We start from the raw sequence: 26,951 nt of genomic DNA, 5'->3' as shown, positions 1-26,951 counted from the left end.
ACCAACGCAAGACGAATCACAGGGCGAGCTTGTATCCGATGTGCGACGCCTCGAAGCCCAACCGATCATAAAACCGATGCGCATCGATCCGTGCCTTGTCCGTCGTTAATTGGACCAAACGGCAACGTCTTTCCCGGCATTGTTCAATCGCCCAAGCGATCATCGCCTCGCCGATCTTCTTGCTGCGGCTATCACTGGCGACACGTACCGCCTCGATAATACCGCGCTTGGAGCCGTGACGGCTAAGCCCAGGTATGAAGGTGAGTTGCAGCGTCCCGACAATTTCGCCGTTCAATTCCGCCACCGCCAAAAGCTGATTGGGGTCAGCGTCAATCTCTCCAAAGGCGGCGAGATAGGCCAATTGCGCTTCCGCGTCCGCCGATGCTTCCCGCGCAGCGCCGAGCATGTCGTCGGCCAGCAACGCGACAATTGTCGCCACATCGACCGCGCGGGCGCGGCGAAAAGTGAGCCCTGCTGCCTGTATCAATCCCCGCCAACCCGCTCGATATCCGCCCCGACCAGGGCCAGTTTCTCTTCCAGCCGTTCATACCCGCGGTCGAGGTGGTAGAGGCGGTGGACCTGGGTTTCGCCCTCGGCGGCGAGCCCGGCGATGACCAGGCTCATCGAGGCGCGCAGGTCGGTGGCCATCACTTCGGCGCCGGTCAGCTTGCCCACGCCGTGGACGATCGCGGTCCGGCCGGACGTCTCGATATGCGCTCCCATCCGGCCCAGTTCGGGGACGTGCATGTAGCGGTTCTCGAAGATCGTCTCGGTCAACACCGATGTGCCTTCGGCGAGGCACAGCATGGCCATCAGCTGGGCCTGCATATCGGTGGCGAACCCCGGATAGGGCGCGGTCGAGATGTTGACCGCCTTGAGCTTGCCCTCGGCGGCGATCTGGATCCCGCCGGCCTTGGGCTCGACTGTCACCCCGGCATCGCGCAGCGCCTGGACGGTGGCGTCCATCTCGTCGATCACGGCGTGCTTGAGGAACACCTCGCCCCCGGTGATTGCCGCGGCGCAGGCATAGGATCCGGCCTCGATCCGGTCGCTCATCACCCGGTAGGTGGCGCCGTGCAGGCGGGGGACGCCGTGGATGGTCAGGTCGCTGCTGCCGATTCCTTCGATCTGCGCGCCCATCGCCACCAGCAGGTTGCACAGGTCGACAATCTCGGGCTCGCGCGCGGCGTTGTGCAGCACCGACTTGCCGGTGCACAACACTGCCGCCATCAGCGCGTTCTCGGTCGCGCCGACCGAGACCACCGGGAACGAATAGCGCCCGCCGGGCAGGCCACCATCGGGGGCGATTGCGCGGACATAGCCGGCGGCCAGCTCGATCGTCGCGCCCAGCGCTTCGAGCGCTTTCAGGTGCAGGTCGATCGGGCGGTTGCCGATCGCGCAGCCGCCGGGCAGCGACACCGTCGCCTCGCCCATCCGCGCCAGCATCGGGGCCAGCACCAGGATCGAGGCGCGCATCTTGCGCACCAGTTCATAGGGCGCGACCGTGCTGGTGATGCGCGGCGCTTCCAGGGTCATCACCCGGCCGAAGTCCTCGGGTCGCGATCCGGCAATCGACGTCGAAATGCCGAACTGGTTCATTAGATGCTGGAACCCGTCGATGTCCGCCAGGCGCGGCAGGTTGCGCAACGTCAGCGGCTCTTCGGTCAGCAAGGCGCAGGGCAGCAGCGTCAGCGCGGCGTTCTTCGCGCCGGAGATGGGAATGGTGCCGGAAAGGCGCTTGCCGCCCTGGATGATGATCTTGTCCATTTATGCCGTTTAGCGCGATTCACGCGGCGGGCAACGGGGCGTTGCGCATGGCCGTGGAAACCGCTTTAACCGCGCTGCAATATGGGCAGGCTAGGGGCCGTGCATGACAAGTTCCAAAGCGCACAAACCGATCCGCAAGGCCGTGTTTCCGGTGGCCGGTCTGGGCACCAGGTTCCTGCCCGCGACCAAGGCGATCCCGAAGGAAATGCTGCCGGTGATCGACCGACCGCTGATCCAGTATGCGGTCGACGAAGCGCGTGAGGCAGGGATTGAGCAGCTGATTTTCGTCACTGGCCGCGGCAAGACGTCAATCGTCGAGCATTTCGATACCGCTTACGAACTCGAAGCGACGATGACCGAGCGCGACAAGTCGCTGGCCGTGCTCGAACCGACACGGGTTCTGCCGGGCAACCTGGTGACCGTGCGTCAGCAGGTGCCGCTGGGCCTCGGTCACGCAATCTGGTGCGCGCGGGCGATCGTCGGGGATGAGCCCTTTGCAATCTTCCTGCCGGACGAGCTGATGATCGGCCAGCCCGGCTGCATGAAGCAAATGGTCGATGCCTATAACGAGACGGGCGGCAACCTCATCTCGGTGCTGGAAGTGCCGGAGGATGAGGTGTCCAGCTACGGCGTGATCGCCCCGGGCGCGCGAAACGGCGCCCTGACCGAAGTGCTTGGCCTGGTCGAAAAGCCCAAGCGCGCCGATGCCCCCAGCAACCTGATCATCTCGGGCCGCTATATCCTCCAGCCCGAAGTGATGCGGGTGCTGGAGAACCAGGGCAAGGGCGCCGGGGGTGAGGTCCAGCTGACCGATGCCATGGCGCAGATGATCGGCAAGCAGCCGTTTCACGCGGTTACCTTTGCCGGCAAGCGTTATGACTGCGGCAGCAAGACCGGCTTTGTAGAGGCGACCCTGGCCATCGCGCTGGAGCGCGAGGACATGCGCGATGAGGTGCGGGCGATGGCGCTGCGGCTGTTGCGATAGGATGATGCGGTCGCGATTCGCCAGCGATCAATGGTTGCCCAGGCACGACGAAAGTAAAAGCGCCCATCAGGAACATAAACGCCAGATGAACCAACCCTGTCGGTTCGATTAACCGAGCTGGATTGCGACCGTTCAATTCGAAATCAATCACGAAACTAAATAACAAAGTTGCTCAATTCATCGAAGTACGCCTTTCGGTTCGTCCCAAAGAACACATGTCAAGATGGAACGGTTTGCCGCCTCCACGCATTTTGACTGGCATGACGAAAGCAACCCTGATCCGTTCGCCCCGGGCCTTCGCCGCGACTGTCGCCGCTCTCGCCCTCGTTCCCGTTCCCGTGATGGCGCAGGAAGCCGTGCCGGCCGGTCAGGCCGCGCCCGCGGCTGAAGCCGCACCGGCACCTGCCCCTGCTCCTGTCGCGCCGACGATCCTATCGCAACCGGTCATCCAGGCGGTCCCGACCGCTATCGCACTTCCCGAAGAGCCTGCTGCTGTTCCGCCTCCGGCTGTTCCTGCCAAGGCTGCCGCGCCGACACGCACGGCGCGTTCCACAGCAGCACCCCGCGCGGCAGCGGTGAAGCTCCCCTCCGCCGCCGCCGCGCCGACTGCGTCCGGTCCTGTGCCAAGTACCCTCCCTCCCGCTGGCACCGGGCCGGACGCGGTAACGCCCGTCGCCGCAGCAGAACCGGCGGCGCTGCCGGTTGCTGAAAGCGCTGCGCAGCCTGCACCGGCCAATGACGAAAAAAGCGCTGCGCTGGCGCTGGGCGGTGCAATTCTGGTGATCGGTGCCGGTGCGGGCTACGTGCTGTCACGCCGCCGTAAGCGCGTCGGCGAAGACCTTCCTGTGGTTGAATACGAACCTGTCTCGGTGCCAGTGGAACGCGAACCGGACGTGCCCGCAGCGGTCCCTGTCCAGCCGGTTGAGGCACCTGCCCCGCGCGCGGCAGAGCGCCAGTTCGCTGCCGGGGCCGATCGTCAGGCGCTGATCGAAAGCATGGTCGCTGCGCCGCCCGACGCCGCCAACCCGTTCACCACCGCCAAGGCCCGCCGCCGCCGGGCGCGGCTGATCCTGCAGGCGCGCGAGGCGCGGCAGCAGAACCACAGCGATACGCCGTTCGATTATCGGACCTATCGCCCCGAAGCGGTGACGATCAAGCATCGCACGCCCGAGTTCGTCTAGGGCGCGCCAGATGCGCCGCGGGCGTCGCACCCCTCCAGGTGCGCGCCCGTTTGGCGTCAGCGCGCGGTGATCCGCAGCGGCAAGGTTTTCAGCCCACCGACGAACGTACTCTTGGCGCGGCGCGGTTCTCCGGCCAGTTCCACCGCATCGACCCGGTCGAGCAGGGCCTCGAACAGCAGGCGCATTTCCAGCCGGGCCAGGTGCAGCCCCAGGCATTGATGCGCTCCCGCCCCGAAGGCCAGGTGGCGGTTGGCCTCACGCGTGGCATCGAACCGGCGCGGATCGGCAAATTGCGCCGGATCGTGATTCGCCGCGACATAGTTGATCATCAGCCAGTCGCCGGCCTTGATCGTCACGTCGCCGAACTGCGCATCCTCGGCCGCGGTGCGCATGAAGTGCTGGACCGGGGTGGTCCAGCGGATCGCTTCCTCGACAATCCCAGGCACCAGGCTGCGGTCGGCCTTGACCCGGGCAAACTGCTCTGGATCCCTGGCCAAGGCGAGCATCGCCCCGGCGGTGCTGGCACTGGTGGTATCATGCCCGGCAGCGGCGACGATGATGTAGTACCCGGCCAGGTCGCGCGCCGAAATCGGCTCGCCATCGATGACCGCATTGGCCAGGATCGTGGCGACGTCGCTGGTCGGATTGGCGCGGCGCTGCGCTGCCAGCCCTTCGAAATAGGTCTCGAAGTCCTTCACCGCCCCGGTCACGATCTGCAGGATCTGTTCAGGCGAGAGGTTGGCCATGCCGCTCTTGTTGAGGTCTTCGTCCTGCCCGCCGAACATCTGCTGGGTCAGGAACAGCATGCGCGGTTCGTCTTCCTCGGGCACGCCCAGGATCTGCATCACCACGTGCAGCGGATAGGGCGCGGCGACCAGCGGGACGAAATCGCATTCCGGCCCGGCAGCGACCAGACGGTCGACAGTCCTGGCCGCCAGCTCGCGGATCTGCGCCTCGATCGTGCGCAGGTTCTTGGGCATGAACCATTCCTGGGTCAGCCGGCGCAGCTTGGGGTGTTTGGGCGCGTCGAGCACGACCAGCGACGAGACCAGGTTGGGGCTTTCATCGCCCTGCTGCGCGGTGATCTGGCGGGCAAAGGCCTCGCCGGTTTTGTTGGTGAAGACCGTGGCGCGCGGCGCGTTGAGGAAGCGGGCATTGTCCTTCGATACCCGCATCGCATCGTCATAGCGCGTCAGCAGCCAGAACGGGTCGAATTCGCCGTCGGGGCTTTCGATCCGCACCACCGGAGTCTCGCTGCGAAGCCGGTCGAAGGTGTCGAGCAGCGGGCCCCACGCGGCATAGGATGCGGGATCGATTACCGCGATGGCGTCTTCGGGGCTGGCAACGGGCTGTGTCACGGTGGTCATGCTCCTGCCTGGGCCTGTTCATGGGCCGCCTTGTATTCGTCGCGCAGCAATCGCTTGTAGAGCTTGCCGGTCAGTTCGCGGGGCAATTGTTCGCGGAAATCGATCTGGCGCGGCATCTTCACGCCGCTGAGCTGCCCGCGCAGATAGGTGGTCAGTTCCGCCGCCAGATCGGGCCCGGCCTGCGCCATGTCGAGCGGCTGGACCACCGCCACCACGCGTTCGCCCATGTCGGGATCGGGGGCGCCGATCACCGCGGCATCGGCCACCTTCGGGTGGGTGACCAGCAGGTTCTCGATCTCCTGCGGGTAGATGTTGACCCCGCCGGAAATGATCATGAAGCTTTTCCGGTCGGTGAGGAACAGGTAGCCGTCGGCATCGACATAGCCGACGTCGCCCAGGCTGGACCAGCCGTGCTTGTTGCGGCTTTCTGCCGTCTTGACCGGGTCGTTGTGGTATTCGAACACCGGCAGGCTGGGGTCGCTGGGTTCGAAGAACACCTGGCCTTCGGTCCCCGCGGGCACTTCGTCGCCGTTCTCGTCACAGATATGCAGGATGCCGGACAGCGCCTTGCCGACCGATCCGGGCTTGGTCAGCCATTCGTGGCTGGTGATGAAGGTCGATCCGTTGCCTTCGGTCCCGGCGTAGTATTCGTAGAGCACCGGCCCCCACCAGTCGATCATCGCCTGCTTGACCGGCACCGGGATCGGCGCGGCGGCGTGGATCGCGCATTTGAGCGACGACACATCGTACTTCGCGCGCACCGCTTCGGGCAGCTTGAGCATCCGCACGAAATGCGTCGGCACGAACTGGCTGTCCGTGATCTTGTATTTCTCGATCGCGGCCAGCGCGGCTTCGGGATCGAACTTTTCCATCACCACCACGGTGCCGCCGATCTTGTGAACGGTCATCGACCAGCGCAGCGGCGCGGCGTGGTACAGCGGGGCGGGAGACAGATAGACCGCGTTCTCGTTAATGCCATAGGCCATCATTGCCAGCTGGACGAGGACGTTGGTGGCATCGATCGCCGGATCTTCCGGCAGCGGGATCTTGACCCCCTTGGGCCGCCCGGTGGTGCCGCTCGAATAGAGCATGTCGGCCCCGGCGCGTTCGTCGGCGATCGGCGTGGCGGGCATCGCGCCAAGCGCGTCTTCGGCGCTGAGCGGACCCGGCGTGTCGAGCCGCAGCTGCGGCACGGCAGGAGACAGGTTGGCCACTTCGTCAAGCACCGCGGCGCCGTGGGCCGAACCGAACAGCAGCTTGGCACCGCTGTCTTCCAAAATATAGGCGATCTCCGGCGCGGTCAGGCGGCTGGAGATGCCGACGTAATGCACCCCGGCACGCTGGAAGCCCCATGCCAGGCAGAAGAACCAGGGGTGGTTTTCCAGGCACATCGCCACCGTGTCGCCGATCTTGATCCCGCGGTTGCGAAGCAGCTGGGCGACCTGGTTGGAACGCCGGTCAAGTTCGGCATAGCTGATCGTCTCGCCGCTTTCGGCCATGACGATGGCAGCCTTGTCGGGATGGGCCTTGGCATGGATTGCAGGATGCATCGTCGGTCACTCTCCGTTACGGCTTTGCGCCGCTCAGGAGTGGTTTAACCGAACGATTAAAGGGCGGCAAAGGGAAAAGCGCCCGTCCCGCGAAAAACGACCGCAACGAAAAAGGGCGGCGCCTGCGGCACCGCCCCTCTTCCAGCGTTCCTCTCCGAAGCTGAAACCCGATCCGGGTCTCTGCCCGGTATCGGACAATGAACCCTTATTCGTCGCCGTCGCCCATGGCGCCATCATCGCTGACCACGGCCAGCTGCGTGCCAGGACGGCCTTCGCCCTGCAGATAGGGAACCGGGTTTACCGCGAGGCCGCCGACGCGCACTTCATAGTGCAGGTGGGGGCCGGTCGAGCGGCCGGTCGAACCGACGTAGCCGATCAGGTCGCCCTTGTGGACGGTCTGGCCGGCGGCAACCGCGATGCGCGACAGGTGACCATAGCGGGTCTGGATGTCGGCGCCGTGTTCAAGGCTGATGAACAGGCCATAGCTGGAAAAGCGTTCGGCCTTGCTGACCACTGCATCGGCGGTGGCATAGACCGGGGTGCCCATCGGCATGGCCAGATCGATACCCTTGTGCGCGCGGCGGCCACCCAGCACCGGGTGGATACGCATGCCATAACCGCTGGTCAGCGCTGCGCCGACGACCGGCATCCGCGACGGGATCGAAACGGTGCGCGGGCGGAAGATCGAGCTGGCAGAGCCGGCGGCGGTCACGCTGGTGTTGACCAGGTTCGCCTTGTCGAGTGATTTCCAGCTGGAAAACAAACGGCGGAACTCTTCGTCGCCACCGGTGTTCTGTACCTTGGAAGCTTGCGCGGCGCGCAGCGGAGCGGTGACATCGGCAGCGGCAGCGCTGCTGTTGGCCATCGCGGGAGTCGTAAAGGCCAGGCTGGCGAGTGCGGCAAGGGTGCCGGCAATCGTGCGAGCCTTGGCAACAACGGTAAGTACGACCACTAAAACTACCTTGTTTTTTTGCGCCCGAAAGGCCGTAAAACCTTCCAGAACCGGGCAGCCTTTTGGCCTTCCGGTTGGTTTGTCTTGAGATGGTCGGACCCCCCGCCGTCTCTTGCCCAACCCGTCTGACCGGCAAAAGTTAATCAGGCAACCCCGGCGTACCAATCGCGCGATAACCCGGCAGATAGCCGCGCCGAGTCGTTGAACGGCGGCTTAACGGCACCCCCGAAATGGCGCCGGACAAGCATTTTCCATAGGTTTTCCGCGGATTCGCCGCGCTCGGCACAAATTGCGGTGAAATGTGTTGCGCCGACCCGCACGTGGCGGATTTCGTCGTCAAGGATTCGCTCGAGGATTCGCGCGCCGTTTTCGTCGCCAGCTGCGCGCACCCGTTCCAGCGTTGCCGGGGTGACATCGAGCCCGCGCGCCTCGAGCACCATCGGCACCACGGCGAGGCGCGCGGCGACATCGTGGGCGGTCTCGCGGGCAGCGTCCCACAGGCCAGAGTGCGCCGGCAGCGCCCCATAGTGGCTGCCCAGGCTGCGCAGCTTGCGCGCGAGCAGCGCGAAGTGCATTGCCTCGTCCGCGGCGACCGACAGGAAGTCGGCAACGAAGCCGGGGCCGCGCTCCGCCCCGAAGCGCCCGGCCATATCGAGCGCCAGGTCGATCGCGACGAACTCGATATGGGCCAGCGCGTGCCACAGCGCGATCCGGCCGCGTTCGGACCCGCCCTTGCCGCGCTTGGGCATCTGACTGGGGGGCAACAGTACGGGCGTTTCCGGGCGGCCGGGTGCATCGGGCATCGGAACATCGAAGACGAAGGACAGGCGTCCGGCGGCAAAATCGCGCGCCACGGCGCGGGCGGCGAAGGCCTTGGCGCGCGGGTCGGGTTCCAGCAAGGCGGCGCGGATCGCCTGGGCGATGGTCGGCATTGTCCAGATCCTCTCCATTTTCACGAAGTGCAAATGGGGAGGTGGCTCGGCGCAGCCGAGACGGAGGGGTAATGGCGCAAGTGCAGCGACCCCTCCGTCATTTGCTGGCGCAAATGCCACCTCCCCATTTGTGGCATTCGCCAAAAATGGAGAGGATCAACGTGCGATCGATCATAGTGCCTGCGCCGCCTCCAGCACCGCCGCGGCGTGGCCCTTGACCTTGACCTTGTCCCACACCTGCGCGATCCGGCCGTCGGCCCCGATCAGGTAGGTGGTGCGGACCATGCCCATATAGGTGCGGCCATAGTTCTGCTTTTCGGTCCAGATCCCCAGCGCGTCGGACAGGCCGCCTTCGGCCGCATCACTGGCGAGCGGCGCGGTCAGGCCGTACTTGGCGATGAATTTGCCGTGGCGCGCCGGCGGATCCTTGCTCACGCCGAGCAGCGCGGTGCCGGCCTTGGCGAAGTCATCGGCCAGCGCGGTGAAGTCCTGGTTCTCGGTCGTGCAGCCGGGGGTGTCGTCCTTGGGATAGAAGAACACCACCAGCTTGCGCCCAGAAAAGTCCGACGGCTTGACGGTGCCGCCTTCGGGGCTGGTCAGGGCCATGTCGGGAAAGGCATCGCCGACACCGGGAAATGTACTCATCCGTCCAACTCCAGTTCAAGTCCGAACGTCGCGCCCCAACACGCCGCAACCGTTTCGCGGGCGTCTTGCAAGGCCGCGACAAGGCTGTCCCAATCGCGGCATTGGCACGCTTTGGCAAGCACCGCGCGCGCCGCCGGTGGGGGCAATTCGGCATCGGGGGCGAGAAGGCGGACGGCGATCAGGAACCGGGCAAGGCGGGCGTGGGCAGCGCGGATCGCAGCGGGCAGCAGCCCCGCCTCGACCAGCGCCGCCAGCGCGGTGGGCAGATGCGGGTCAAGCCCGCGCCCCTCGCGCAGTTGCAGGAAGTGGACGATGAATTCGACATCAACCAGCCCGCCGCGCGCCAGCTTGACGTCGAGCGGGCCTTTGGCCGGCTTGTGCCGCGCCATCTCGCCGCGCATGTGCAGCACGTCGGCGCGCAGTTTGGCGGCGTCGCGCGGCATGGTCAGGACATCGTGGACGATCTGTTCGAGTGCGCGGCGGTCATCTTCTGCGCCGACCAGCACGCGGCTGCGGGCCAAGGCCATGTGTTCCCAGGTCCAGGCTGCTTCCCGCTGGTAGCGCGCGAAACTGTCGAGGCTGACCGCCAGCGGTCCTTGCGCGCCCGATGGCCGCAGCCGGGTATCGACCTCGTACAGCGCGCCCTCGGCGGTCGGTACCGACAGCGCCGCGGTGACCCGCTGGGCCAGCCGGTTGTAATAGAGCGTGGCCCCGATCGGGCGGGCACCGTCGCTTTCCCCGCCGTGCTCGCCGCTGAACAGGAACACCAGATCAAGGTCGGAAGCGTGGGTCAGCACGCCGCCGCCGAGCCGGCCATAGCCCATCACCAGCAGGTCGCTGCCGGCGATGCGGCCATGGGCGCGGGCAAATTCGCTTGCCGCTGCCTCGCCCAGCACCACCAGCGCCGCCTCGGCCACGCGGCACAGCGCCGCGCCGATTTCCAGCGGATCGCGCGCGCCCTCGATCAGCTGCACCCCCAGCAGAAAACGCAGTTCCCCAACCTTGCGCCGGATCCGGTCGAGCAATCGTTCGTAATCGTCATCGGCCTCGCCGCGGGTCAGGTCGGCGGCCAATTCCGCCACCGAAGGCGGCAGATCGAAAGCGCTGGCATCGATCAGCGGATCGAGCAGGTCGGCGCGGCGCGCCAGGGCATCGGCCAGTGGCGGGGCCAGGCTGAGGATCCGCGCGAGCAGTTCGAGCAGGCCGGGCCGCGCTTCGAGCAGGCGGAACAGGTTCACCGCGCTGGGCAGATTGGTCAGCAGCTGTTCCCAGCGGAGCAGCGCACGGTCGGGCTCGGGCGCGGCGGCGAGCGCGCTGAGCAAGGGCTGCTGGATCGCCTCGAAGGCGGCGCGGGCCGCCTCGCTGCGCAGCGCGCGGACCTTGCCGCCGCGCCAGCTTTCGATTCGCGCCGACAGCGCCGCCGGGTCGGCAAAGCCCAGCGCCGCAAGATTTTCGGCCAGAGCGTCGCCCTGAACGGCCATCGTCGACGCAGGACCGGCGGGATCGTGGCCGTGCTGGACGATCAGGCGGTCATAGCGTTCGCCGACCGCCTCGGTAATCGCCGCCAGTTCGGCCACCAGCGCGCGCCCGTCGGCCAGGCCATCGAGACGGGCGACATTGTCGAGCGCGGCGGGATCGAGCGGCAAGGCATGGGTCTGCTGATCGGCAACCATCTGCAGGCGGTGCTCGACCTGGCGCAGCCGGTCATAGCTTTCGCCCAGCAGGTGGGCATCGGCAGGGTCGATCAGGCCCGCCTCGGCCAGGGCATCGAGGCTGGCCCGGGTCCCGCGCAGCCGCAGTGCCGGATTGCGCCCGCCGTGGATCAGCTGATGGGTCTGGGCGTAGAATTCGATCTCGCGAATTCCGCCGCGACCTTTCTTGAGGTCGAAGCCTGGGCCGGGGCGCAGGGCGCCGGCGTGGCTGGCGCGGATCTGCTGGGTCAGCCGGCCGATCTCGGCAATCGCGCCGAAGTCCAGGCTCCTGCGCCACACGAACGAGCGGATCGCGGCAAGGAACGCGTCGCCCGCCGCAATATCGCCAGCACAGGCCCGCGCCCGGATGAACGCCGCCCGCTCCCACGCCAGGGCCGAGCTTTCGTAGTGCGTCAGCGCCGCATCGATAGGGATTGCCAGGGGGCTGACCTCGCTGGCCGGGCGCAGCCGCAGGTCGACGCGGAAGACATAGCCTTCAGCATCGACGTGGCTCATCGTCTGCATCAGCGTGCGGGCAACGCGCTGCGCTGCCTCGCCCGGCTCGTCGCGCTCGCGGCGGGGCAGCAGGGCCGGATCGTAAAGCAGGATCGGATCGATGTCGGAGCTGTAGTTCAGTTCCTGCGCGCCGTGCTTGCCCAGGGCCAGCGCCAGAAAGCCCGCGGGCTCTTCATCGGGCACGCGCTGGCGGATCGCGTCGGCAATGGCCGCGTCGAGCGCGCGGTCGGCAAAGGCCGATAGTTCGCCAGTGACCCGCAGCAGCGGGAGCGCCCCGGCAAGGTCGCCGATCGCGAGGACGGTTGCCAGCGCGCGTTTTTCGCGCCGCAGCGCCGACGCCACCGAATCCGCGCCGTCACCGGCACGCCGCGCCGCCTCGAGCGCCGCCTCGATCTGCCCATCGGCCAGCAGGGCTTCCAGGGCAGGCAGCCGGTCGAGCCCGCCCGCCAGAAAGGGGGCGTGTTCGCGGGCGCGGCGCAGCGCGTCGGTCCAGTCGAAAGTCATCGGCATGGCGATGCCCGCTCCCGTCCTGGCAATCAAGCAGGTCGCGCATGGGCAGGTACTTGCCCGGGGGCGGGGGCTCTGCCACATCCCCGGTTAATCCGTCTCTTGCCAAAGGCCCCGTCCATGACCCTGTCCCGCTTGCGTCCGATCGCCGCCATCTGCGCATCCTCCGCCCTGCTTCTGGGCGCAGCAGCCGCAGCCAAGGCCCCGGCCAGCAAGGCGCCGGCGATATCGATGACCACCTTGCGCGATGTCACCCGCGTGCTTTCGGGCGATGATTATGAAGGGCGCGGCCCGGGCACCGCGGTCGAGGGCAAGACCGTCAATACGATCATTGCCCGCTTCAAGGCGGCCGGTCTCAAGCCCGGCAACAAGGGCAAATGGACCCAGGATGTGCCCACCGTGATCATGGAGGCGAAGAACGTCACCCCGTTGACGGTCAGGGCTGGCGGACAGACGCTCAGCTTTACACCCGGTGCGGATTTCGTAGCCGGATCGTACCGGATCACGTCGAAAACACAGATCGCCGACGCACCGCTGGTCTTCGTCGGATACGGCATCAATGCCCCCGAACTGGGCTGGAACGATTATGCCGGCGTCGACATGAAGGGCAAGATCGCGGTGATCCTGGTCAACGATCCCGACTATGCGATGACCGGTGAGGACGGCCTCTTCAAAGGCCGCCGCATGACCTATTACGGTCGCTGGACCTACAAGTTCGAGGAAGCCGCGCGGCAGGGCGCGGCGGGGGCGCTGATCGTCCACGACACCTTCCCCGCCGCCTATGGCTGGCAGGTCGTCCAGTCGAGCTGGTCGGGCAAGCAGAACTTCGTCGCTTCGGCGAACAATGGTATGGACCAGACCCTGGCCAACGGCTGGATCCAAAAGGGCGTGGCCGAACAGATCCTCAAGGCATCGGGCCAGGATCTTGCCACGCTGACCGCGGCGGCGGGGCAGAAGGGCTTCAAGCCGGTGCCGCTCTCCGCCACGGCCAGCCTCGGCTTCGACAACGCCGTAGAACGCGCCATGTCGCACAATGTCATCGGCATCCAGCCGGGCCGCACCCGTCCCGGCGAATATGTCCTCTACACCGGACACTGGGACCACCTTGGCCGCTGCCAGGCGGACAAGACCGGAGACGACATCTGCAACGGCGCAGTCGACAATGCCACCGGCATCGCCGCGCTGACCGCGATTGCCGAGGCCAACCGCAAGGCCGGACCGGCGACGCGCAGCCAGGTGTTCCTCGCGGTGACACTGGAGGAATCGGGGCTGCTGGGCAGCGAATTTTATGCCCGCAACCCGGTCTATCCGCTGGCCAGGACGGTCGGCGGGGTCAACATGGACGCGCTGCTGCCCGGCAGCGCCGCGCGCAACGTCAGCGTCACCGGCGGCGACAAGTCGGAACTGACCGCGGTGCTGAAGACCGTGGCGAAAGCGATGAACCTGGCGATCGTCGGCGAGGATCATCCCGAGCGCGGCCATTATTACCGCTCGGACCACTTCAGCTTCGCCAAGCGCGGCGTGCCGATGTTCTCGGTCGAACGCGGCAACGACTGGATCAAGGGCGGCACGGCCGCCGGTCAGGCTGCAGCCGAGCATTACACCAGCACCGACTATCACCAGCCGAGCGACGAGTTCCACGCCGACTGGGACTGGTCCGGCCCGCAGCAGGACGCGGTGCTGTACTACCGCCTCGGCCGCGCCCTGGCCGACAGCAAGGCCTGGCCCAACTGGCACAAGACCGATGAGTTCCGGCTAGTGCGGGACAAGAGCCGGGCGGGCGCGAAGTAGCTCCGCATGACAGTGACAATGCCTCCCGAGTGGCACCCGCAGCGCTGGCTGTGGATCGGCTTTCCCCACGACGCGGAGGAATGGCCAGGGTTCCTGCCGCGCGCGCAGGAACAGATCGCGGCCTTCGCCAATGCCGTCGCCGACAGCGGGCAGGGCGTTCGGCTGATCGTGCGCGACGAAGCCAATGCGGCGCGGGCGCGCAGCCTGTGTTCGGCGGCCGTTTCGCTGGAGCAGCGCCGCTATGGCGATATCTGGCTGCGCGACACCGGGCCGCTGGTGGTTGCCGGGCCGCAGGGTCCGTTGGCCATGCGCTTTGGCTTCAATGGTTGGGGCGGAAAGTATGTGATGGACGGCGATACCGAAATCGGTGCGGAACTGGCCGAGAGCGCGGGCCTGCCGGTCAGCGCCGCCGACTGGATTCTGGAGGGCGGGGCGCTGGATTGCGATGGCACCGGGTTGGTCGTCACCACCGAGCAGTGTTTGCTCAATCCCAACCGCAACCCGGCGTTGTCGCGGGCCGATCTGGAAGCGCGGCTGGCGCGTGATCTGGGCTTCGACCGGGTGCTGTGGCTGGGTGACGGGTTGATCAACGACCATACCGACGGCCATGTCGACAACCTGGCGCGCTTCGTGGCACCGAATATCCTTGCGCTGCCACATGCAACCGGCGCGAATGATCCCAATGCCGCGATTTACGGCGATGCCCGCGCCCGGGCCGAAGCCTTTGGCGTAACGGTGCGCGATGTGCCCTCTCCGGGCCTTGTAACAAGCGCCAACGGTCGAATCGAGCCGGCCAGCTACATGAACTTCGCGATCACCTCGAACCTCGTCGTCGTGCCGACCTACGGCACTGCGCACGATGCCGATGGGGTGGCGGCGGTGCAGGCGCTGTTCCCCGACCGCGCGGTGATCGGCATTCTGGCCGATGCCGTCCTTGCCGGGGGCGGCAGCTTCCATTGCGCCAGCCAGCAGATGCCGGCGTTATGACCAAACGCCTGCTCGCCTCGATCCACGACGTCGGACCGCGCTTCGAGCGCGAGGTCGACCAGCTGGCCGATCAGCTTTCGCGCATTCTCGGCGGGCCCAAATTCGCCATGCTGGTGGTGGCCGACCACTGGAGCGAGGCCCCGCTGGCCGAGGCCAAGGCCTTCCAGGCCAAGCTGCGCGGCTGGTCCGACGCGGGAGTCGAAATGTTCGTGCACGGCTGGTTCCACAAGGACATGGCCGAACACGGCGGCGCGGCCTCGTTCAAGGCCAGGCACATGACCGCGGGCGAGGGCGAGTTTCTCGGCCTCAGCGAAGCGGTCGCGGCGAAGCGCATGGCCGATGGCAAGGCCTTGCTCGAAGACATCATCGGGCGCCCGGCGGCGGGCTTCATCGCTCCGGCCTGGCTCTACGGCGAGGGTGCGCGGGCGGCCCTGGCCAAAAGCGGCTTTGCTTTGGCCGAGGATCATTTCCGCGTCTGGCAGCCGTCGACGGGTGAAATCCTCGCGAAAGGGCCGGTGATCACCTGGGCCAGCCGCAGCAAGGGGCGGCAGCTGTCCTCGCGCTTTTTTGCCGGCCTCGCGCGCCATGCCCTGCACCCGCAAAAGGTGATGCGCATCGCGGTCCATCCCGGCGACACTACAGTGCCCGCGCTGATCGACAGCATCGAGGCGACCTATTCGGCCTTCGCAGCGCGCCGGCCGGCGGGGCGCTACGCCGATCTGCTGCCGGGATGAGCGCAGCGCTGCGCATCGCCGTGCCGATCCACAGCTTCGAACCCGGCGGGGTGGAGCGGGTCGCGCTTGGCCTGTGTGCGGCGTGGCAGGTCGCCGGGGCAGAGGTCGCCGTGGTGCTGGGGCGGCGCGAAGGGGCGATGGCGCCCGATGCGCCTTCGCTGAATTACCTGCTGGAGCCCGAGCCGATCCCGACCCGCGGCTTCGAGACGCTGTGGATGATGTGGCGGATGATCGGCTATCTGCGCCGCAATCCCGCCGATGTGATCTTCTGTTCGGGCAATACCTATGCCGTGGTGATCGCCGTGCTGAAACTGGTGCTGGGACGGCACTGCCCGCCGGTCGCGATCAAGATCAGCAACGATCTGGAACGCCGCGACCTGCCGCAGCCGGTGCGCTGGTTCTATCACCGCTGGCTGCGCATCCAGGGGCGGCTGATCGATCATTTCGTCGGCATGGCTGCGCCGATGCGGGATGAAATCGCCCGCTGGGTCGGGGTGCCGGACGATCGCATCACGATCATCGAGGATCCCTCGCTGGGCGAAGAGCAATACGCCGCGCTGTGCGCCCTGCCACGCGGCGCGGTGCCGCCTGCCGGGGCGCACTATCTCTCGATCGGGCGGCTGGCGCGGCAGAAGAACTTTCCCGTGCTGCTGCGCGCCTTTGCGCTGCTGGCTGACAAGACGTCGCGGCTGACGATCCTGGGCGAGGGCGGTGAACGCGCCCGGCTCGAGAAGCTGGCGCGGCAGCTTGGTATTGTCGACCGGGTGGCCTTGCCCGGCCACAGCAATGCGACCTCCGCGGCGCTGGGCCAGGCCGACTGTTTCGTCATGTCGTCGGATTACGAAGGCGTGCCCGCGGTGACGATCGAGGCGCTGGCCGCGGGCCTGCCGATCGCCAGCACCGCTTGCAGCGTCTCGATGCACGGGCTGCTGGGTGATGGCGCATTCGGCATTCTGGTCCCGCCCCGCGATCCTGCCGCGCTGGCCGGGGCGATGGCCGATGCCTGCGTCATGCCCTTCGATCCTGCCGCCGCACGCCGCGCCGCCGCGCCATTCCGGCTGAGCCAGGCGGCACCCCGTTACCTTGCGCTCTTTCAATCGCTGACGAAATCTGCCAAGGCGGCGCCCGCTTGAGGTACGCTGCATCACTCCGCCAGTCGATGGCGCTGCACCGCGCAAGCAGGCGCAATCCGGGCCCGTTGTCCGCCGAAACGGCGTTTTTGAGCGCAGGTCATGCCTGATACGACTGCTGTCGATCCTTTGCCCGGCGCAGCGCCGCTGCCGCTTACTCCGGCGGATGAAAGCAAGCGTGCGCGCTGGGCCGGCTGGTTCAGCGCTGCGGTATCGTTGGCGATGCTGGTCGCCGTCGTGCTCGAAATGCGCAAGCTGGAATTCGAGCAGGTGCTGGAACTGGTTCCCAGCCACGCCGGGTTCTGGTTCTTCTTTGCAGCCTACTACATGGCGCTGCCGCTCAGCGAATGGCTGATCTATCGCCGGTTGTGGCCGATCCCGTTCGTTTCGGGCATGGCGGCGCTGCTGCGCAAGCTGGTCAGCAACGAACTGCTGCTGGGCTATCTGGGCGAAGCGCAGTTCTACAGCTGGGCGCGCAGCCACCTGAAAATGGAAGCGACCCCGTTCGGGGCGATCAAGGACGTGACGATCCTGTCGGCACTGACCGGCAACGTCATGACCCTGGTCATGCTGATCTTTACCTGGCCGCTGGTTTCATCCGGCCAGATCGGCATGGAAATGCGCAGCACGTTCATGTCGCTGGGGGTGATCCTGATCACCTCGTTCGTGATTCTGCTGTTCCGCCAGCGCCTGTTCACCCTGCCGAAACGTGAATTGTGGTTTATTTCCATCGTACATGTGCTGCGCATCCTTGTGGTTTTGGCGTGTTCGGCGTTGATGTGGCATCTGGTCCTGCCCGACGTGTCGGTGGACCTGTGGATCGTCCTGGCGACACTCCGCATGCTGCTTTCGCGCCTGCCGCTGCTGCCCAACAAGGACGTCGTGTTTGCCGGTCTGGCCGTGTTCCTGCTGGGGCACGAGGTTCAGGTGGCAAGCCTGATGACACTGATGGCGGCCATGCTGTTGATTGCCCATCTGGCCGTCGGCGCGATCGTCGGCCTGATCGGGCTGATAGAATCGAGGAGCACGAAGTGAACAAAGCCGTTCTTGGTCTTGGTATGGGCATTGCCCTCGCAGCGCCGCTTGTCGCGCGGGCCGGACCGCTGATCCCCTCCACCCCCGATCTGGGCAAGGCCGAAGGGCGATGCCGTGCGGGCGAAAGCGGGCCGGCTCTGCTGGTCAATGTTGCCGGATTGAAGGACCGCAAGGGCAATCTCAAGCTGGAAGTCTACCCGTCGAACGACGAGGATTTCCTGGCTGACGACAACATTCTGGTGTCAGCTGGCAAGACCTTTCGCCGGGTCGAGATGGCGGTGCCGGCCACTGGCAATGTCCAGGTCTGCGTGCGCATTCCCGGGCCGGGCACCTACAGCATTTCGCTGCTGCATGACCGCGATGCCAACCGCAAGTTCGGCCTGTCGGTCGACGGGATCGGCTTCACCGGCAATCCCAAGCTGGGGATGCGCAAGCCCAAGGCCGCGGCAACGCGCCTGTCGGTCAGCAGCGGCGGCGTTTCGCAGACGACGATCGTCATGAATTACCGCAAGGGTCTGATGAGCTTCGGTCCGCTCAGCCAGTAATCCGAGGCAAGGGGGGCACGGTTTTGCGCATCGTCGATGTCTGCGCCTTCTATTCGCCGCAGGGCGGCGGGGTGAAGACCTATATCGAGCAGAAGCTGCAACTCGGTCCCCAGCTTGGCCACGAAATCGTCATTCTTGCCCCCGGCGACAAGGCCGGGGTGGTCGAACGCGGACCCGGCGCGCGGATCGTCACCCTGCCCAGTCCGCGCTTCCCGCTCGACCGCAAGTACTGGTACTTCGACGACGAGGCGGCGCTGCACCTGGCGCTCGATCTGCTCAAGCCGGACTTCGTCGAAGCCTCGTCACCGTGGCGCAGCCCGTCGATGGTGGCGCGCTGGCAAAGCCCGGTGCCGCGCGCGCTGGTAATGCACGCCGATCCGCTTTCGGCCTATGCCTATCGCTGGTTCGAGCCGATGTTCTCGCGCGAGCTGATCGACCGCCGCTTTGAAACCTTCTGGGAGCACCTGCGCGAACTGGGTCAGAGCTTCGACCGCGTGGTTTGCGCCAGCCGCGAGTTGAAGGACCGGCTGGAAGACGGCGGGGTGGCCAACACGGTGCTGCATCCGATGGGGGTGGAAGAGGGGCTCTTTTCGAAGGACCGCCGCGACGCGCAGGTGCGCCGCCGCCTGCTCGAACTTTGCGACCTGCCCGAAAGCGCCACCCTGCTGATCGGGGTCGGGCGGCTGTCTGCGGAAAAGCGCTGGCCGATGGTGGTCGACGCCGTGATGGCGGCCAGCCACGATCATCCGATCGGCCTGGTCATCCTGGGTGACGGCAACAAGCGCAGCCGCATCGTCAAGGGCATCTTCGGCAATCCGCATATCCGCATGCTGGCGCCCGAGCGTGACCGGGTGCGCTTCGCCACGATCCTGGCCAGCGCCGACGCGCTGATCCACGGCTGCGAGGCCGAGACCTTCTGCCTGGCCGCGGCCGAGGCGCGGGCCAGCGGCATTCCGGTGATCGTACCCGATCGCGGCGGCGCGGCTGACCATGCCGCCGACGGCGCGGGCATCACCTATGCCGCGGGCAATGCCGAAGCCGCAGCCGACGCGATACTGCGGCTTATCGACGGGCCGCCACTGCCGCTGGACAATGTTCCGCCCAGCGAAACCATGCGCGGCCATTTCGCGAAACTGTTCGCCGACTATGCCGCTTTGGCCGACCGGCGAAAGGCCCCGGCCTGACGCAGCGTTCTTGACTCGCGCGACGCTGCAAACTAGTTGCAGGTGAAACCATTCCGGTTTGGAGCGCGTGATCATGGCCGACCTGTTCGACAACCCGCTGGGGCTTGATGGCTTCGAATTCATCGAATTCTGCGCACCCGACAAAGGCGTGCTCGAACCGGTCTTTGCCGCGATGGGCTTCACCGAGATTGCACGCCACCGCTCCAAGGACGTCACCCTGTGGCGCCAAGGCGATATCAACCTGATCGCCAACTACGAACCGCGCAGCCCGGCGTGGTACTTTGCGCAGGAACACGGGCCCTCGGCGTGCGGCATGGCCTGGCGCGTGCGCGATGCGGCTGCGGCCTATGACGAAGCGATCGCCCGCGGCGCAGAGCCGGTCGAAAGCCGTACCGGGGTGATGGAACTGCGCCTTCCGGCGTTCCGCGGGATCGGCGGATCGATGATCTACCTCATCGACCGCTATGGCGCCGAAAGCTCCGGGGGTCTGTCGATCTACGACATCGACTTCGTCTATCACGTCGGGGTCGATCGCCATCCAGTCGGGACCGGGCTGCACCTGATCGATCACCTGACTCATAACGTCTATGGCGGGCGCATGGCGCACTGGGCGGCGTTCTATGAACGCATCGCGGGCTTCCGCGAGATCCGCTATTTCGACATCAAGGGCGAATATACCGGGCTGACCAGCAAGGCGATGACCGCCCCCGACGGACGGATCCGCATCCCCCTCAACGAGGAAGGCGCCGGCGGCGGCGGGCAGATTGAGGAATATCTGCGCGCCTACAATGGCGAGGGGATCCAGCACATCGCCTTCGCCTGCGACGATCTCTATGCGGTCTGGGACCGGCTGAAGGCGCTGGGCACGCCCTTCGCCCCCGCGCCGCCCGCAACCTATTACGAAATGCTGGATGAGCGCCTGTCCGGCCATGGCGAGCCGGTGGACGAATTGCAGCAACGCGGGATCCTGCTCGACGGATCGACCGAGAATGACGATCCGCGGCTGCTGCTGCAGATCTTCAGCCAGACCATGATCGGCCCGGTGTTCTTCGAATTCATCCAGCGCAAGAAAGACGAAGGCTTCGGCGAAGGCAACTTCACCGCGCTGTTCAAGTCGATCGAGGCCGACCAGATCCGCCGTGGCGCGCTGCAGGTGGAAGGAGCAGCGGAATGAGCACGACGCCCACCCTCAAGCGCATCCACCACGTCGCCTACCGCTGCCGCGATGCCAAGGAAACGGTCGACTGGTACCGCCGCGTACTGGGCATGGATTACGTCACCGCCTTCAGCGAGGACAAGGTTCCCTCGACCGGCGAAGACGATCCCTACATGCACGTCTTCCTCGACTGCGGCGGCGGTAATGTCCTGGCCTTTTTCGAGCTGCCGCAGCAGCCCGACATGGGCAAGGATCCCAATACCCCGGCCTGGGTCCAGCACCTCGCCTTCGAGGTCGACGACCTCAATGCACTACTCGCCGCCAAGGCCCATATCGAGGCGCAGGGGATCGAGGTGCTGGGGCCGACCTATCACGGCATCTTCCGTTCGATCTATTTCTTCGATCCCAACGGTCACAGGCTCGAACTGGCCTGCAACATCGGCACGCCCGATCAGTACGCCGAACTGCGAGCGCTTGCGCCGACGATGCTGGAGGAGTGGAGCCGGACCAAACGCGCCCCGCGCCACGCCGCCTGGCTGCACGAGGATCCGGCCGAGCGCGGCGAAGCCTAGGCTTCGCCCGGCAACTGGACCCGGGTCATCGCCAGCGCGGCCAGCACCAGCGTTCCCGCGGCGAAGGCCATGGTCCAGATCGGCTGGTCGGGAAAGAACGCCTTCATGATCGAGCCCATCACCGTGGCGACGAGCAGCTGCGGCACCACCACGAAGACATTGAACAGCCCCATGTAGATGCCGAGCTTGGCCTGCGGCAGGCTTGACGCGAGGATCGCGTAAGGCATGGCCAGGATCGAGGCCCAAGCAATGCCGACGCCGATCTCGCTGACGATCAGCACGCTGGGGTCCTTGATCACGAAGAAGCTGGCATAGCCCGCCGCACCGGCCAGCAAGCAAGCCATGTGCGTACGCGCCTTGCCGATCCGCCGCGACAGCAGCGGGAGCAGGAGCAGGGCGGCGAGGGCCGCAACCCCATTATAGACCGAGAACAGCACCCCGACCCAGTTGCCTGCCTCCTGATAGGCGGCGCTTTCGGGATCGGCTGCGCCGAAGAAATTGCGCGCCACCACTGGGGTGGTGTTGATCCACATGATGAACAGTGCCGACCAGCTGAAGAACTGGACCAATGCCAGTCGTTTCATGATTGGGGGCATGCCGGAAAAGTCCCCGACCACGCTGGTCAACATGCCCTGGCTGCGCCCGGCGCGGGCAAGGCGGATCGCGACGTAGCTGAGCAGGCCGTACCCGGCGAGCAGGCCGGCGAGCAGATAGACTTCCTTCTCCAGCCTGAACTGCTCGGTAATCACCGCCAGCAGCGCGCCCGCCGCGATCCACCAGAACGATGGCCCGCTGCCGCGCGCGCCGAGGGCGGCGCTGGTATCGGCGTGGGCCTCGGCGCTCTCACCGAACGCGGCCTGCTCTTCGGGCGAATATTCGCGGGTATTGAACACGGTCCACAGCACCGAGGCGAACAGCGCCAGGCCCCCGGCCCAGAACGAATAGCGCACCGTGTCCGGAATGCCGCCGCCCGGCGCTTCGTTCGCCACGCCCAGGTGGTCGAGCAGGTAGGGGAACAGCGATCCCAGCACCGCGCCCGCGCCGATGAAAGCGGTCTGCACGGCGTAACCGGCGGTGTGCTGGTCCTTGCGCAGCATGTCGCCGACGAAGGCGCGGAACGGCTCCATCGAGACGTTGAGGCTGGCGTCGAGCAGCCACAGCAGCACCGCCGAGGCGAGCAACACGCCCGACAGCGGCATCAGCAGCAGCGACAGCGCCGCCAGCAGCGCACCAGCCAGGAAATAGGGACGCCGCCGCCCGAAGCGGCCCAGCCAGGTGCGATCGGACATGTAGCCGATCACGGGCTGGACCAGCAGACCGGTCAGCGGCGCAGCGACCCAAAGGGCGGGAAGGTCATCGAGACTGGCCCCCAGCGACTGGAACACCCGGCTCATGTTCGCGTTCTGCAGCGCGAATCCGATCTGGATGCCAAAGAAACCGAAGCTGATATTGGCCAGCCCGGCCCAGTTCTGGCGGGGTTTTTCCATGATATTCTTGCCTCTCCCTTATCGTCGCACGGGCTGGCACGTGCGAGCGGCGCGGACAAGGGATGCATACGAATACGTTATTTGTCGGCTGCGCCGTCGACGGACGGCCTGTCCGCACCTAACCAGACGTACTCCGCCGCACGATCAGCCGGGTCGGGATGGTGCGATTGTCGACCGGACGATCCTCGATCTGGTCGAGCAGGGTATCGACCAGCAGATCGCCGGCGCCTTTCAGGTCCTGCATGACCGTTGTGAGCGGCGGGTTGGTCATGCTCGCAGCGGGCTGATTGTCGAATCCGACCACGGCCACGTCTTCGGGAATGCGCAGCCCCGCCGCAGCCAGGGCGCGCATTGCCCCGATCGCGATCAGGTCGCTGGCGGCGAAAATGGAATCGAAGGGTGTGTCCTTGCTCAGCAGGTCCTCGACCGCGCGCTGGCCATCGTCCTCATAGCTGACTCCGCCGCGCTGCAGCGCCGGGTCGGGGGCGATACCGGCTTGCTTCAGCGCCGCGCACATGCCGCGATACCGCTCCGCGAATTCGGGATAGTGTTCATCCGCCTGGCCGATGAAGGCGATCCGCTTGCGCCCCAGCGCCAGCAAGTGCTCGCCCGCGCTCTGACCGGCACCGAAATTGTCCGATCCCACCGTGGCGCCGATATTCTCGGCATTGACCGAACCCCAGCGAACGAAATGGGTGCCCTGCCGCACCAGGTTGGCCAGGCGGCTTTCGTATAGCGTATATTCGTATAGCGTATAGTCGCCATAACCCAGCAGGATCAGCCCGTCGGCACGGTGGCTGTCCTGATAGCGGGTGTGCCAGTCATCCTCCATCTTCTGGAACGAGATCAGCAGATCGAAGCCGCGACTGGCGCAGGCCCGGGTGATCGAGCCGAGCATGGCAAGGAAGAACGGGTTGATCCGGCTTTCGTCGGGGGTCTGCTCCTCGAAGAACAGCAGCGCGATCGTATTGGCGCGCTGCGAGCGCAGCGACGAGGCGTTCTTGTCGACCGAATAGTTGAGTTCACGGGCAATCGCCTCGATCCGCTGCCGGGTTGCCAGGCTGACCGAGCGCGATCCGCGCAAGGCGCGGCTGACGGTCGGCTGCGACACGCCGGCGATATAGGCGATGTCGAAGCTGGTCGGCTTGCTTGAGCGTTTGCGCCCCATCGGTCCTCCCGCGGCAGCCCTTGTCCGGGTTGCCATGTACATCCTAGGCGCAGGCCGCCGCGCCCGCAATCTGCACGCACGGGCGATCGCGGGGCGTGTCTTTGCCGCCACAGGCATGCGAATGCATACTATGCGTATACGTATGCCCTATTCGGCAAGTCGCGCCGTGGTCCTATTGCCGAACATGACGGGGGTATAGCTCAAATGCTCCCCCCATCGGACAAGGGCCGTTTGCCGGGGCCCGGGGACTGCCGGCAAGGTTTTGGGAGAGTTCACTTGGCACTTCGCACCCGTATTCGCGGTAGCCTTGGCGTATCCGCCATCGCGCTGACCGTATCCGCCTTCGCCCTGCCCGCCGCCGCGCTGGCGCAGGATGCCGCCGCACCGGCCGCGGACGACACCGCCGCCGAGGGCCAGGAAATCGTCGTCACCGGCTTCCGCGCCGCGCTGCAGAGCGCCACCGCGAACAAGAAGCGCACCGAAACCGTGGTCGAATCGGTCAACGCCGAAGACATCGGCAAGCTGCCCGACAACTCGATCGGTGAATCGATCGCCCGCCTGCCCGGCCTGGCTGCGCAGCGCAGCAACGGCCGCGCCAACATCATTTCGATCCGCGGCTTTGGCCCGGACTTTTCGACCACCACGCTGAACGGTCGCGAACAGACCACCACCAACGACAGCCGCGCAGTCGAATTCGACCAGTTCCCCTCGGAAATCCTTTCGGGCGTGGACGTCTACAAGACCAGCCAGGCGGATCACACCGCGGGCGGCCTGGTCGGCAGCATCAACATGCGCACGATCCGTCCGCTCGACGCCGGCAAGCGCGTCATCGCGATCGGCGCGCGCGGCACCGTGGTCGACCAGAAGGTCATCCCGACCGTCACCAACAAGGGCTACCGCGTCTTTGCGACCTACGTCGACCAGTTTGCTGACGACACCATGGGCATCGCCCTGTCGGCCGCCTATTCGGACGAACCGTACCAGACCCACGACTGGAATGCCTGGGGTTACGGTGGTTATGGACCATCGGGATCTAACCAATACGGCATCAGCGGCGTCAAGACCTGGGAAGAAGCCTCGCGGCTCAAGCGCCTGGGCCTCAACGGCACCTTCCAGGCCAAGCTGAGCGATCAGCTGACCTTCACCGTCGATGGCTTCTATTCGCGCTTCAACGAGAAGCTCGACCAGAAGGGCTTCGAAATGCCGATCCTGTGCTGCGGCTCGACCGTGACCGGCTTCACGCCCGGCACGATTGCCAACTACAACATTGGCGGATCCTCGGTTCCGATCGGTCTGGTTACTGCGGCAACGTGGACCGGACGCCCGATCATCGAAAACTATGCGACCGACAACAAGAACGACACCTACTCGTTCGCCGGCAACCTCAAGTGGGATAACGACAACGGCACCCGTGCGCTGTTTGACGTCAGCTGGTCGCGCACCGATCGCTATCAGGACCGTCTCGAAACGATTGCCGGCCTTGGGCGCAACCTGCCCACGACTGACGATGCAGGCAATCCGCTCCCTGTTTCCAGCTATGGCGGCACCTTCGGCTATACCCTGACGAGCAACAATGCCCTATTGTTCAGCAGCGACTTCAATGGCGTAAGCCCGGCGCTGGTTCTGACCGACGTACAGGGCTGGTCAGGACCGACCAATCAGGCCGGTTACGACAAGATCCGCAAGAGCCGCGACGACCTGAAGGAACTGCGCGCCGAAATCGAACAGGACATCGGCGGTTTCATCAAGTCAATCAAGGTCGGTGTTGACCATGTTTATCGCAAGAAGAACCTGACTCAGGATGAAGCGACCCTTACGCCTCCAACTGGCGTCAATGGCGCAGTTATTCCTGCCAATCTTCTGCTTGCGCCGGTAAATCTTTCGCGCGGCTTCGGACCGATCCTGTCATGGGATCCGCGCACGCTGGTGCCAAACAACGTGCTGCTATATGTTCCGAATAACTTCGGCAATTCGCAGGCCTACCGGATCAGCGAAGACGTCTGGACGCCCTATGCCATGGCGTCGCTTGACGCCGATCTCGGCAACGGCAATTCGCTGACCGGCAACATAGGCGTTCAGGCTGTCCACACCACAGTCAACTCGTTCGGGGCTGTAAACGGTACTCTCACCGACAAATACTGGATGGTGCTGCCCAGCCTCAACCTGAACTTCCGCTCGCCGGACGATCTGGTCGTGCGTTTCGCCGCGTCGGAACAGATCATGCGCGCACGTTTGCCCGACATGAACAACACTGTGAACTTTAACCGCAACGTGCTGCTGAACATCTATCAGGGCGGTGGGGGCAACCCCAAGCTGCGGCCGTACAAGGCGACTGCGCTCGACCTGTCGGTCGAAAAGTACTTCGGCAACAAGGGCTACATCGCCCTGCAGATGTACTACAAGCACCTCAACCGCTACATCGATCCGAGCGGCGTTGATCTCGCTTACGATTACTCGGGCTATCCGGTACCATCAGGTATCCAGCCGCCGACGCCGATCGGGACTTTCAGTGGTCCGGTCAACACCAAGGGTGGCTGGATCATGGGCGCCGAACTGGCGGGCACGCTGCCGTTCGATGTCTTCACCTCCGCGCTCAGCGGCTTCGGCATCACCGGCGGTCTCGGTTACACCGAAACCAAGGCGTTCAATTCGGCCGGTGGAACGTCCGCCATTCCGGGTTATTCGAAGTGGGTCGGCAACCTGACCGCATTCTACGAAAACAGCGGGTTCAATGTCCGCGGTTCGATGCGCTATCGGTCGGGCTTCCTGGGTGATTTCGCGCTGTTCAGCGGCGGGCTCGATCGCCAGGCGGTGCTGTCCGAAACGGTTTACGATGCGCAGATCGGCTATGACTTCCCCAAGGACTCGGCGCTCGGTGGGCTGTCGGTGTTCCTGCAGGGCCAGAACCTGACCAACGAACGTCAGGCCACCCTGGCCGAAATCAACGGGGCCGGCGTGCAGGATGCGTGGCTGAAGTACCAGACCTATGGCCGCCGTTATCTGGCGGGCTTCACCTACAAGTTCTGATGACCTAGACGGTTCCGTCGGCATGGGCCGGCGGAACCGTAC

The 26,951-nt window shown here is 65.7% G+C and carries 22 protein-coding genes; 12 read left to right on the top strand and 10 right to left on the bottom strand.

The window, feature by feature from the left end:
• Positions 1-16: 16 nt before the first annotated feature.
• Together ACFFF7_RS04485 and murA are read right to left on the bottom strand one after the other, a co-directional pair.
• The gene (locus ACFFF7_RS04485; protein WP_379480155.1) at positions 17-487 is read right to left on the bottom strand and encodes a GNAT family N-acetyltransferase; all 471 of its coding nucleotides are present in this window, start codon (positions 485-487) and stop codon (positions 17-19) included.
• Positions 484-1,767, bottom strand: a complete 1,284-nt coding sequence (gene murA / locus ACFFF7_RS04480) for a UDP-N-acetylglucosamine 1-carboxyvinyltransferase (RefSeq protein WP_379480154.1) — start codon at positions 1,765-1,767, stop codon at positions 484-486. Before murA ends, ACFFF7_RS04485 begins: the two co-directional genes overlap by 4 nt.
• A gap of 103 nt (positions 1,768-1,870) precedes the next feature.
• Between murA and galU the strand changes: the two genes are divergently transcribed.
• Positions 1,871-2,752: a UTP--glucose-1-phosphate uridylyltransferase GalU gene (galU, locus tag ACFFF7_RS04475; protein ID WP_379480153.1), complete on the top strand. Its 882-nt coding sequence runs from the start codon at positions 1,871-1,873 to the stop codon at positions 2,750-2,752.
• Positions 2,753-3,012: 260 nt separating this feature from the next.
• The gene (locus ACFFF7_RS04470) at positions 3,013-3,933 is read left to right on the top strand and encodes a hypothetical protein (RefSeq protein ID WP_379480152.1); all 921 of its coding nucleotides are present in this window, start codon (positions 3,013-3,015) and stop codon (positions 3,931-3,933) included.
• A gap of 56 nt (positions 3,934-3,989) precedes the next feature.
• On the opposite strand, the gene ACFFF7_RS04465 is transcribed toward ACFFF7_RS04470, so the two are convergent.
• The 6 genes from ACFFF7_RS04465 to ACFFF7_RS04440 all read right to left on the bottom strand — a co-directional run bounded on the left by ACFFF7_RS04465 (position 3,990) and on the right by ACFFF7_RS04440 (position 12,090).
• Positions 3,990-5,300 (bottom strand): cytochrome P450, encoded by a 1,311-nt coding sequence (locus ACFFF7_RS04465; protein ID WP_379480151.1) that lies wholly within the window; start codon positions 5,298-5,300, stop codon positions 3,990-3,992.
• Positions 5,297-6,850 carry an acyl-CoA synthetase gene (locus ACFFF7_RS04460; protein WP_379480150.1) on the bottom strand — a complete coding sequence of 518 codons (1,554 nt, stop codon included), beginning with the start codon at positions 6,848-6,850 and terminating at the stop codon, positions 5,297-5,299. The genes ACFFF7_RS04465 and ACFFF7_RS04460 overlap by 4 nt, the downstream gene beginning before the upstream one ends.
• 205 nt (positions 6,851-7,055) lie before the next feature.
• A complete protein-coding gene (locus ACFFF7_RS04455; protein ID WP_379480149.1) occupies positions 7,056-7,802 on the bottom strand; it encodes a M23 family metallopeptidase in 747 nt (248 codons plus the stop codon).
• A gap of 143 nt (positions 7,803-7,945) precedes the next feature.
• On the bottom strand, positions 7,946-8,734 hold the full coding sequence (locus ACFFF7_RS04450; protein WP_379480148.1) for a ferritin-like domain-containing protein: 789 nt from the start codon (positions 8,732-8,734) through the stop codon (positions 7,946-7,948).
• A gap of 171 nt (positions 8,735-8,905) precedes the next feature.
• Entirely contained in the window at positions 8,906-9,379 is a 474-nt protein-coding gene (locus ACFFF7_RS04445) for a peroxiredoxin (RefSeq protein ID WP_379480147.1), read from the bottom strand.
• Positions 9,376-12,090, bottom strand: coding sequence for a bifunctional [glutamine synthetase] adenylyltransferase/[glutamine synthetase]-adenylyl-L-tyrosine phosphorylase (locus ACFFF7_RS04440; RefSeq protein WP_379480146.1), 2,715 nt, complete (start codon positions 12,088-12,090; stop codon positions 9,376-9,378). Before ACFFF7_RS04440 ends, ACFFF7_RS04445 begins: the two co-directional genes overlap by 4 nt.
• A 123-nt stretch (positions 12,091-12,213) precedes the next feature.
• Here ACFFF7_RS04440 and ACFFF7_RS04435 point away from each other — a divergent pair, with 123 nt between their 5' ends.
• The 9 genes from ACFFF7_RS04435 (at position 12,214) to ACFFF7_RS04395 (ending at position 21,227) form a co-directional block, all read left to right on the top strand.
• On the top strand, positions 12,214-13,884 hold the full coding sequence (locus tag ACFFF7_RS04435; protein ID WP_379480145.1) for a M28 family metallopeptidase: 1,671 nt from the start codon (positions 12,214-12,216) through the stop codon (positions 13,882-13,884).
• Positions 13,885-13,890: 6 nt separating this feature from the next.
• Positions 13,891-14,871: an agmatine deiminase family protein gene (locus ACFFF7_RS04430; RefSeq protein WP_379480144.1), complete on the top strand. Its 981-nt coding sequence runs from the start codon at positions 13,891-13,893 to the stop codon at positions 14,869-14,871.
• A complete protein-coding gene (locus ACFFF7_RS04425) occupies positions 14,868-15,605 on the top strand; it encodes a DUF2334 domain-containing protein (RefSeq protein ID WP_379480143.1) in 738 nt (245 codons plus the stop codon). The genes ACFFF7_RS04430 and ACFFF7_RS04425 overlap by 4 nt, the downstream gene beginning before the upstream one ends.
• The gene (locus tag ACFFF7_RS04420; protein WP_379480142.1) at positions 15,602-16,738 is read left to right on the top strand and encodes a glycosyltransferase; all 1,137 of its coding nucleotides are present in this window, start codon (positions 15,602-15,604) and stop codon (positions 16,736-16,738) included. The genes ACFFF7_RS04425 and ACFFF7_RS04420 overlap by 4 nt, the downstream gene beginning before the upstream one ends.
• A 99-nt stretch (positions 16,739-16,837) precedes the next feature.
• On the top strand, positions 16,838-17,770 hold the full coding sequence (locus tag ACFFF7_RS04415) for a hypothetical protein (RefSeq protein WP_379480141.1): 933 nt from the start codon (positions 16,838-16,840) through the stop codon (positions 17,768-17,770).
• 23 nt (positions 17,771-17,793) lie between these two features.
• Positions 17,794-18,315 carry a DUF2141 domain-containing protein gene (locus tag ACFFF7_RS04410; RefSeq protein ID WP_379480463.1) on the top strand — a complete coding sequence of 174 codons (522 nt, stop codon included), beginning with the start codon at positions 17,794-17,796 and terminating at the stop codon, positions 18,313-18,315.
• Between the two features lie 23 nt (positions 18,316-18,338).
• Positions 18,339-19,499, top strand: a complete 1,161-nt coding sequence (locus ACFFF7_RS04405; protein ID WP_379480140.1) for a glycosyltransferase — start codon at positions 18,339-18,341, stop codon at positions 19,497-19,499.
• A gap of 73 nt (positions 19,500-19,572) precedes the next feature.
• Positions 19,573-20,673, top strand: a complete 1,101-nt coding sequence (hppD, locus tag ACFFF7_RS04400; RefSeq protein ID WP_379480139.1) for a 4-hydroxyphenylpyruvate dioxygenase — start codon at positions 19,573-19,575, stop codon at positions 20,671-20,673.
• Positions 20,670-21,227 (top strand): VOC family protein, encoded by a 558-nt coding sequence (locus ACFFF7_RS04395; protein ID WP_379480138.1) that lies wholly within the window; start codon positions 20,670-20,672, stop codon positions 21,225-21,227. Before hppD ends, ACFFF7_RS04395 begins: the two co-directional genes overlap by 4 nt.
• Here ACFFF7_RS04395 and ACFFF7_RS04390 read toward each other — a convergent pair.
• Entirely contained in the window at positions 21,224-22,714 is a 1,491-nt protein-coding gene (locus tag ACFFF7_RS04390; RefSeq protein WP_379480137.1) for an MFS transporter, read from the bottom strand. The two genes, ACFFF7_RS04395 and ACFFF7_RS04390, sit on opposite strands and share 4 nt — an antisense overlap.
• 118 nt (positions 22,715-22,832) lie before the next feature.
• Positions 22,833-23,882 (bottom strand): LacI family DNA-binding transcriptional regulator, encoded by a 1,050-nt coding sequence (locus ACFFF7_RS04385; RefSeq protein WP_379480136.1) that lies wholly within the window; start codon positions 23,880-23,882, stop codon positions 22,833-22,835.
• 276 nt (positions 23,883-24,158) lie between these two features.
• Here ACFFF7_RS04385 and ACFFF7_RS04380 point away from each other — a divergent pair, with 276 nt between their 5' ends.
• Complete coding sequence (locus ACFFF7_RS04380; RefSeq protein ID WP_379480135.1) at positions 24,159-26,909, top strand: TonB-dependent receptor; 2,751 nt, start codon at positions 24,159-24,161, stop codon at positions 26,907-26,909.
• Positions 26,910-26,951: the final 42 nt, after the last annotated feature.

The organism is Novosphingobium aquiterrae (genome assembly GCF_042434435.1).
GTDB classification, from domain to species: Bacteria; Pseudomonadota; Alphaproteobacteria; order Sphingomonadales; family Sphingomonadaceae; genus Novosphingobium; species Novosphingobium aquiterrae.
This window is presented reverse-complemented; position numbering and strand designations above follow the sequence as displayed.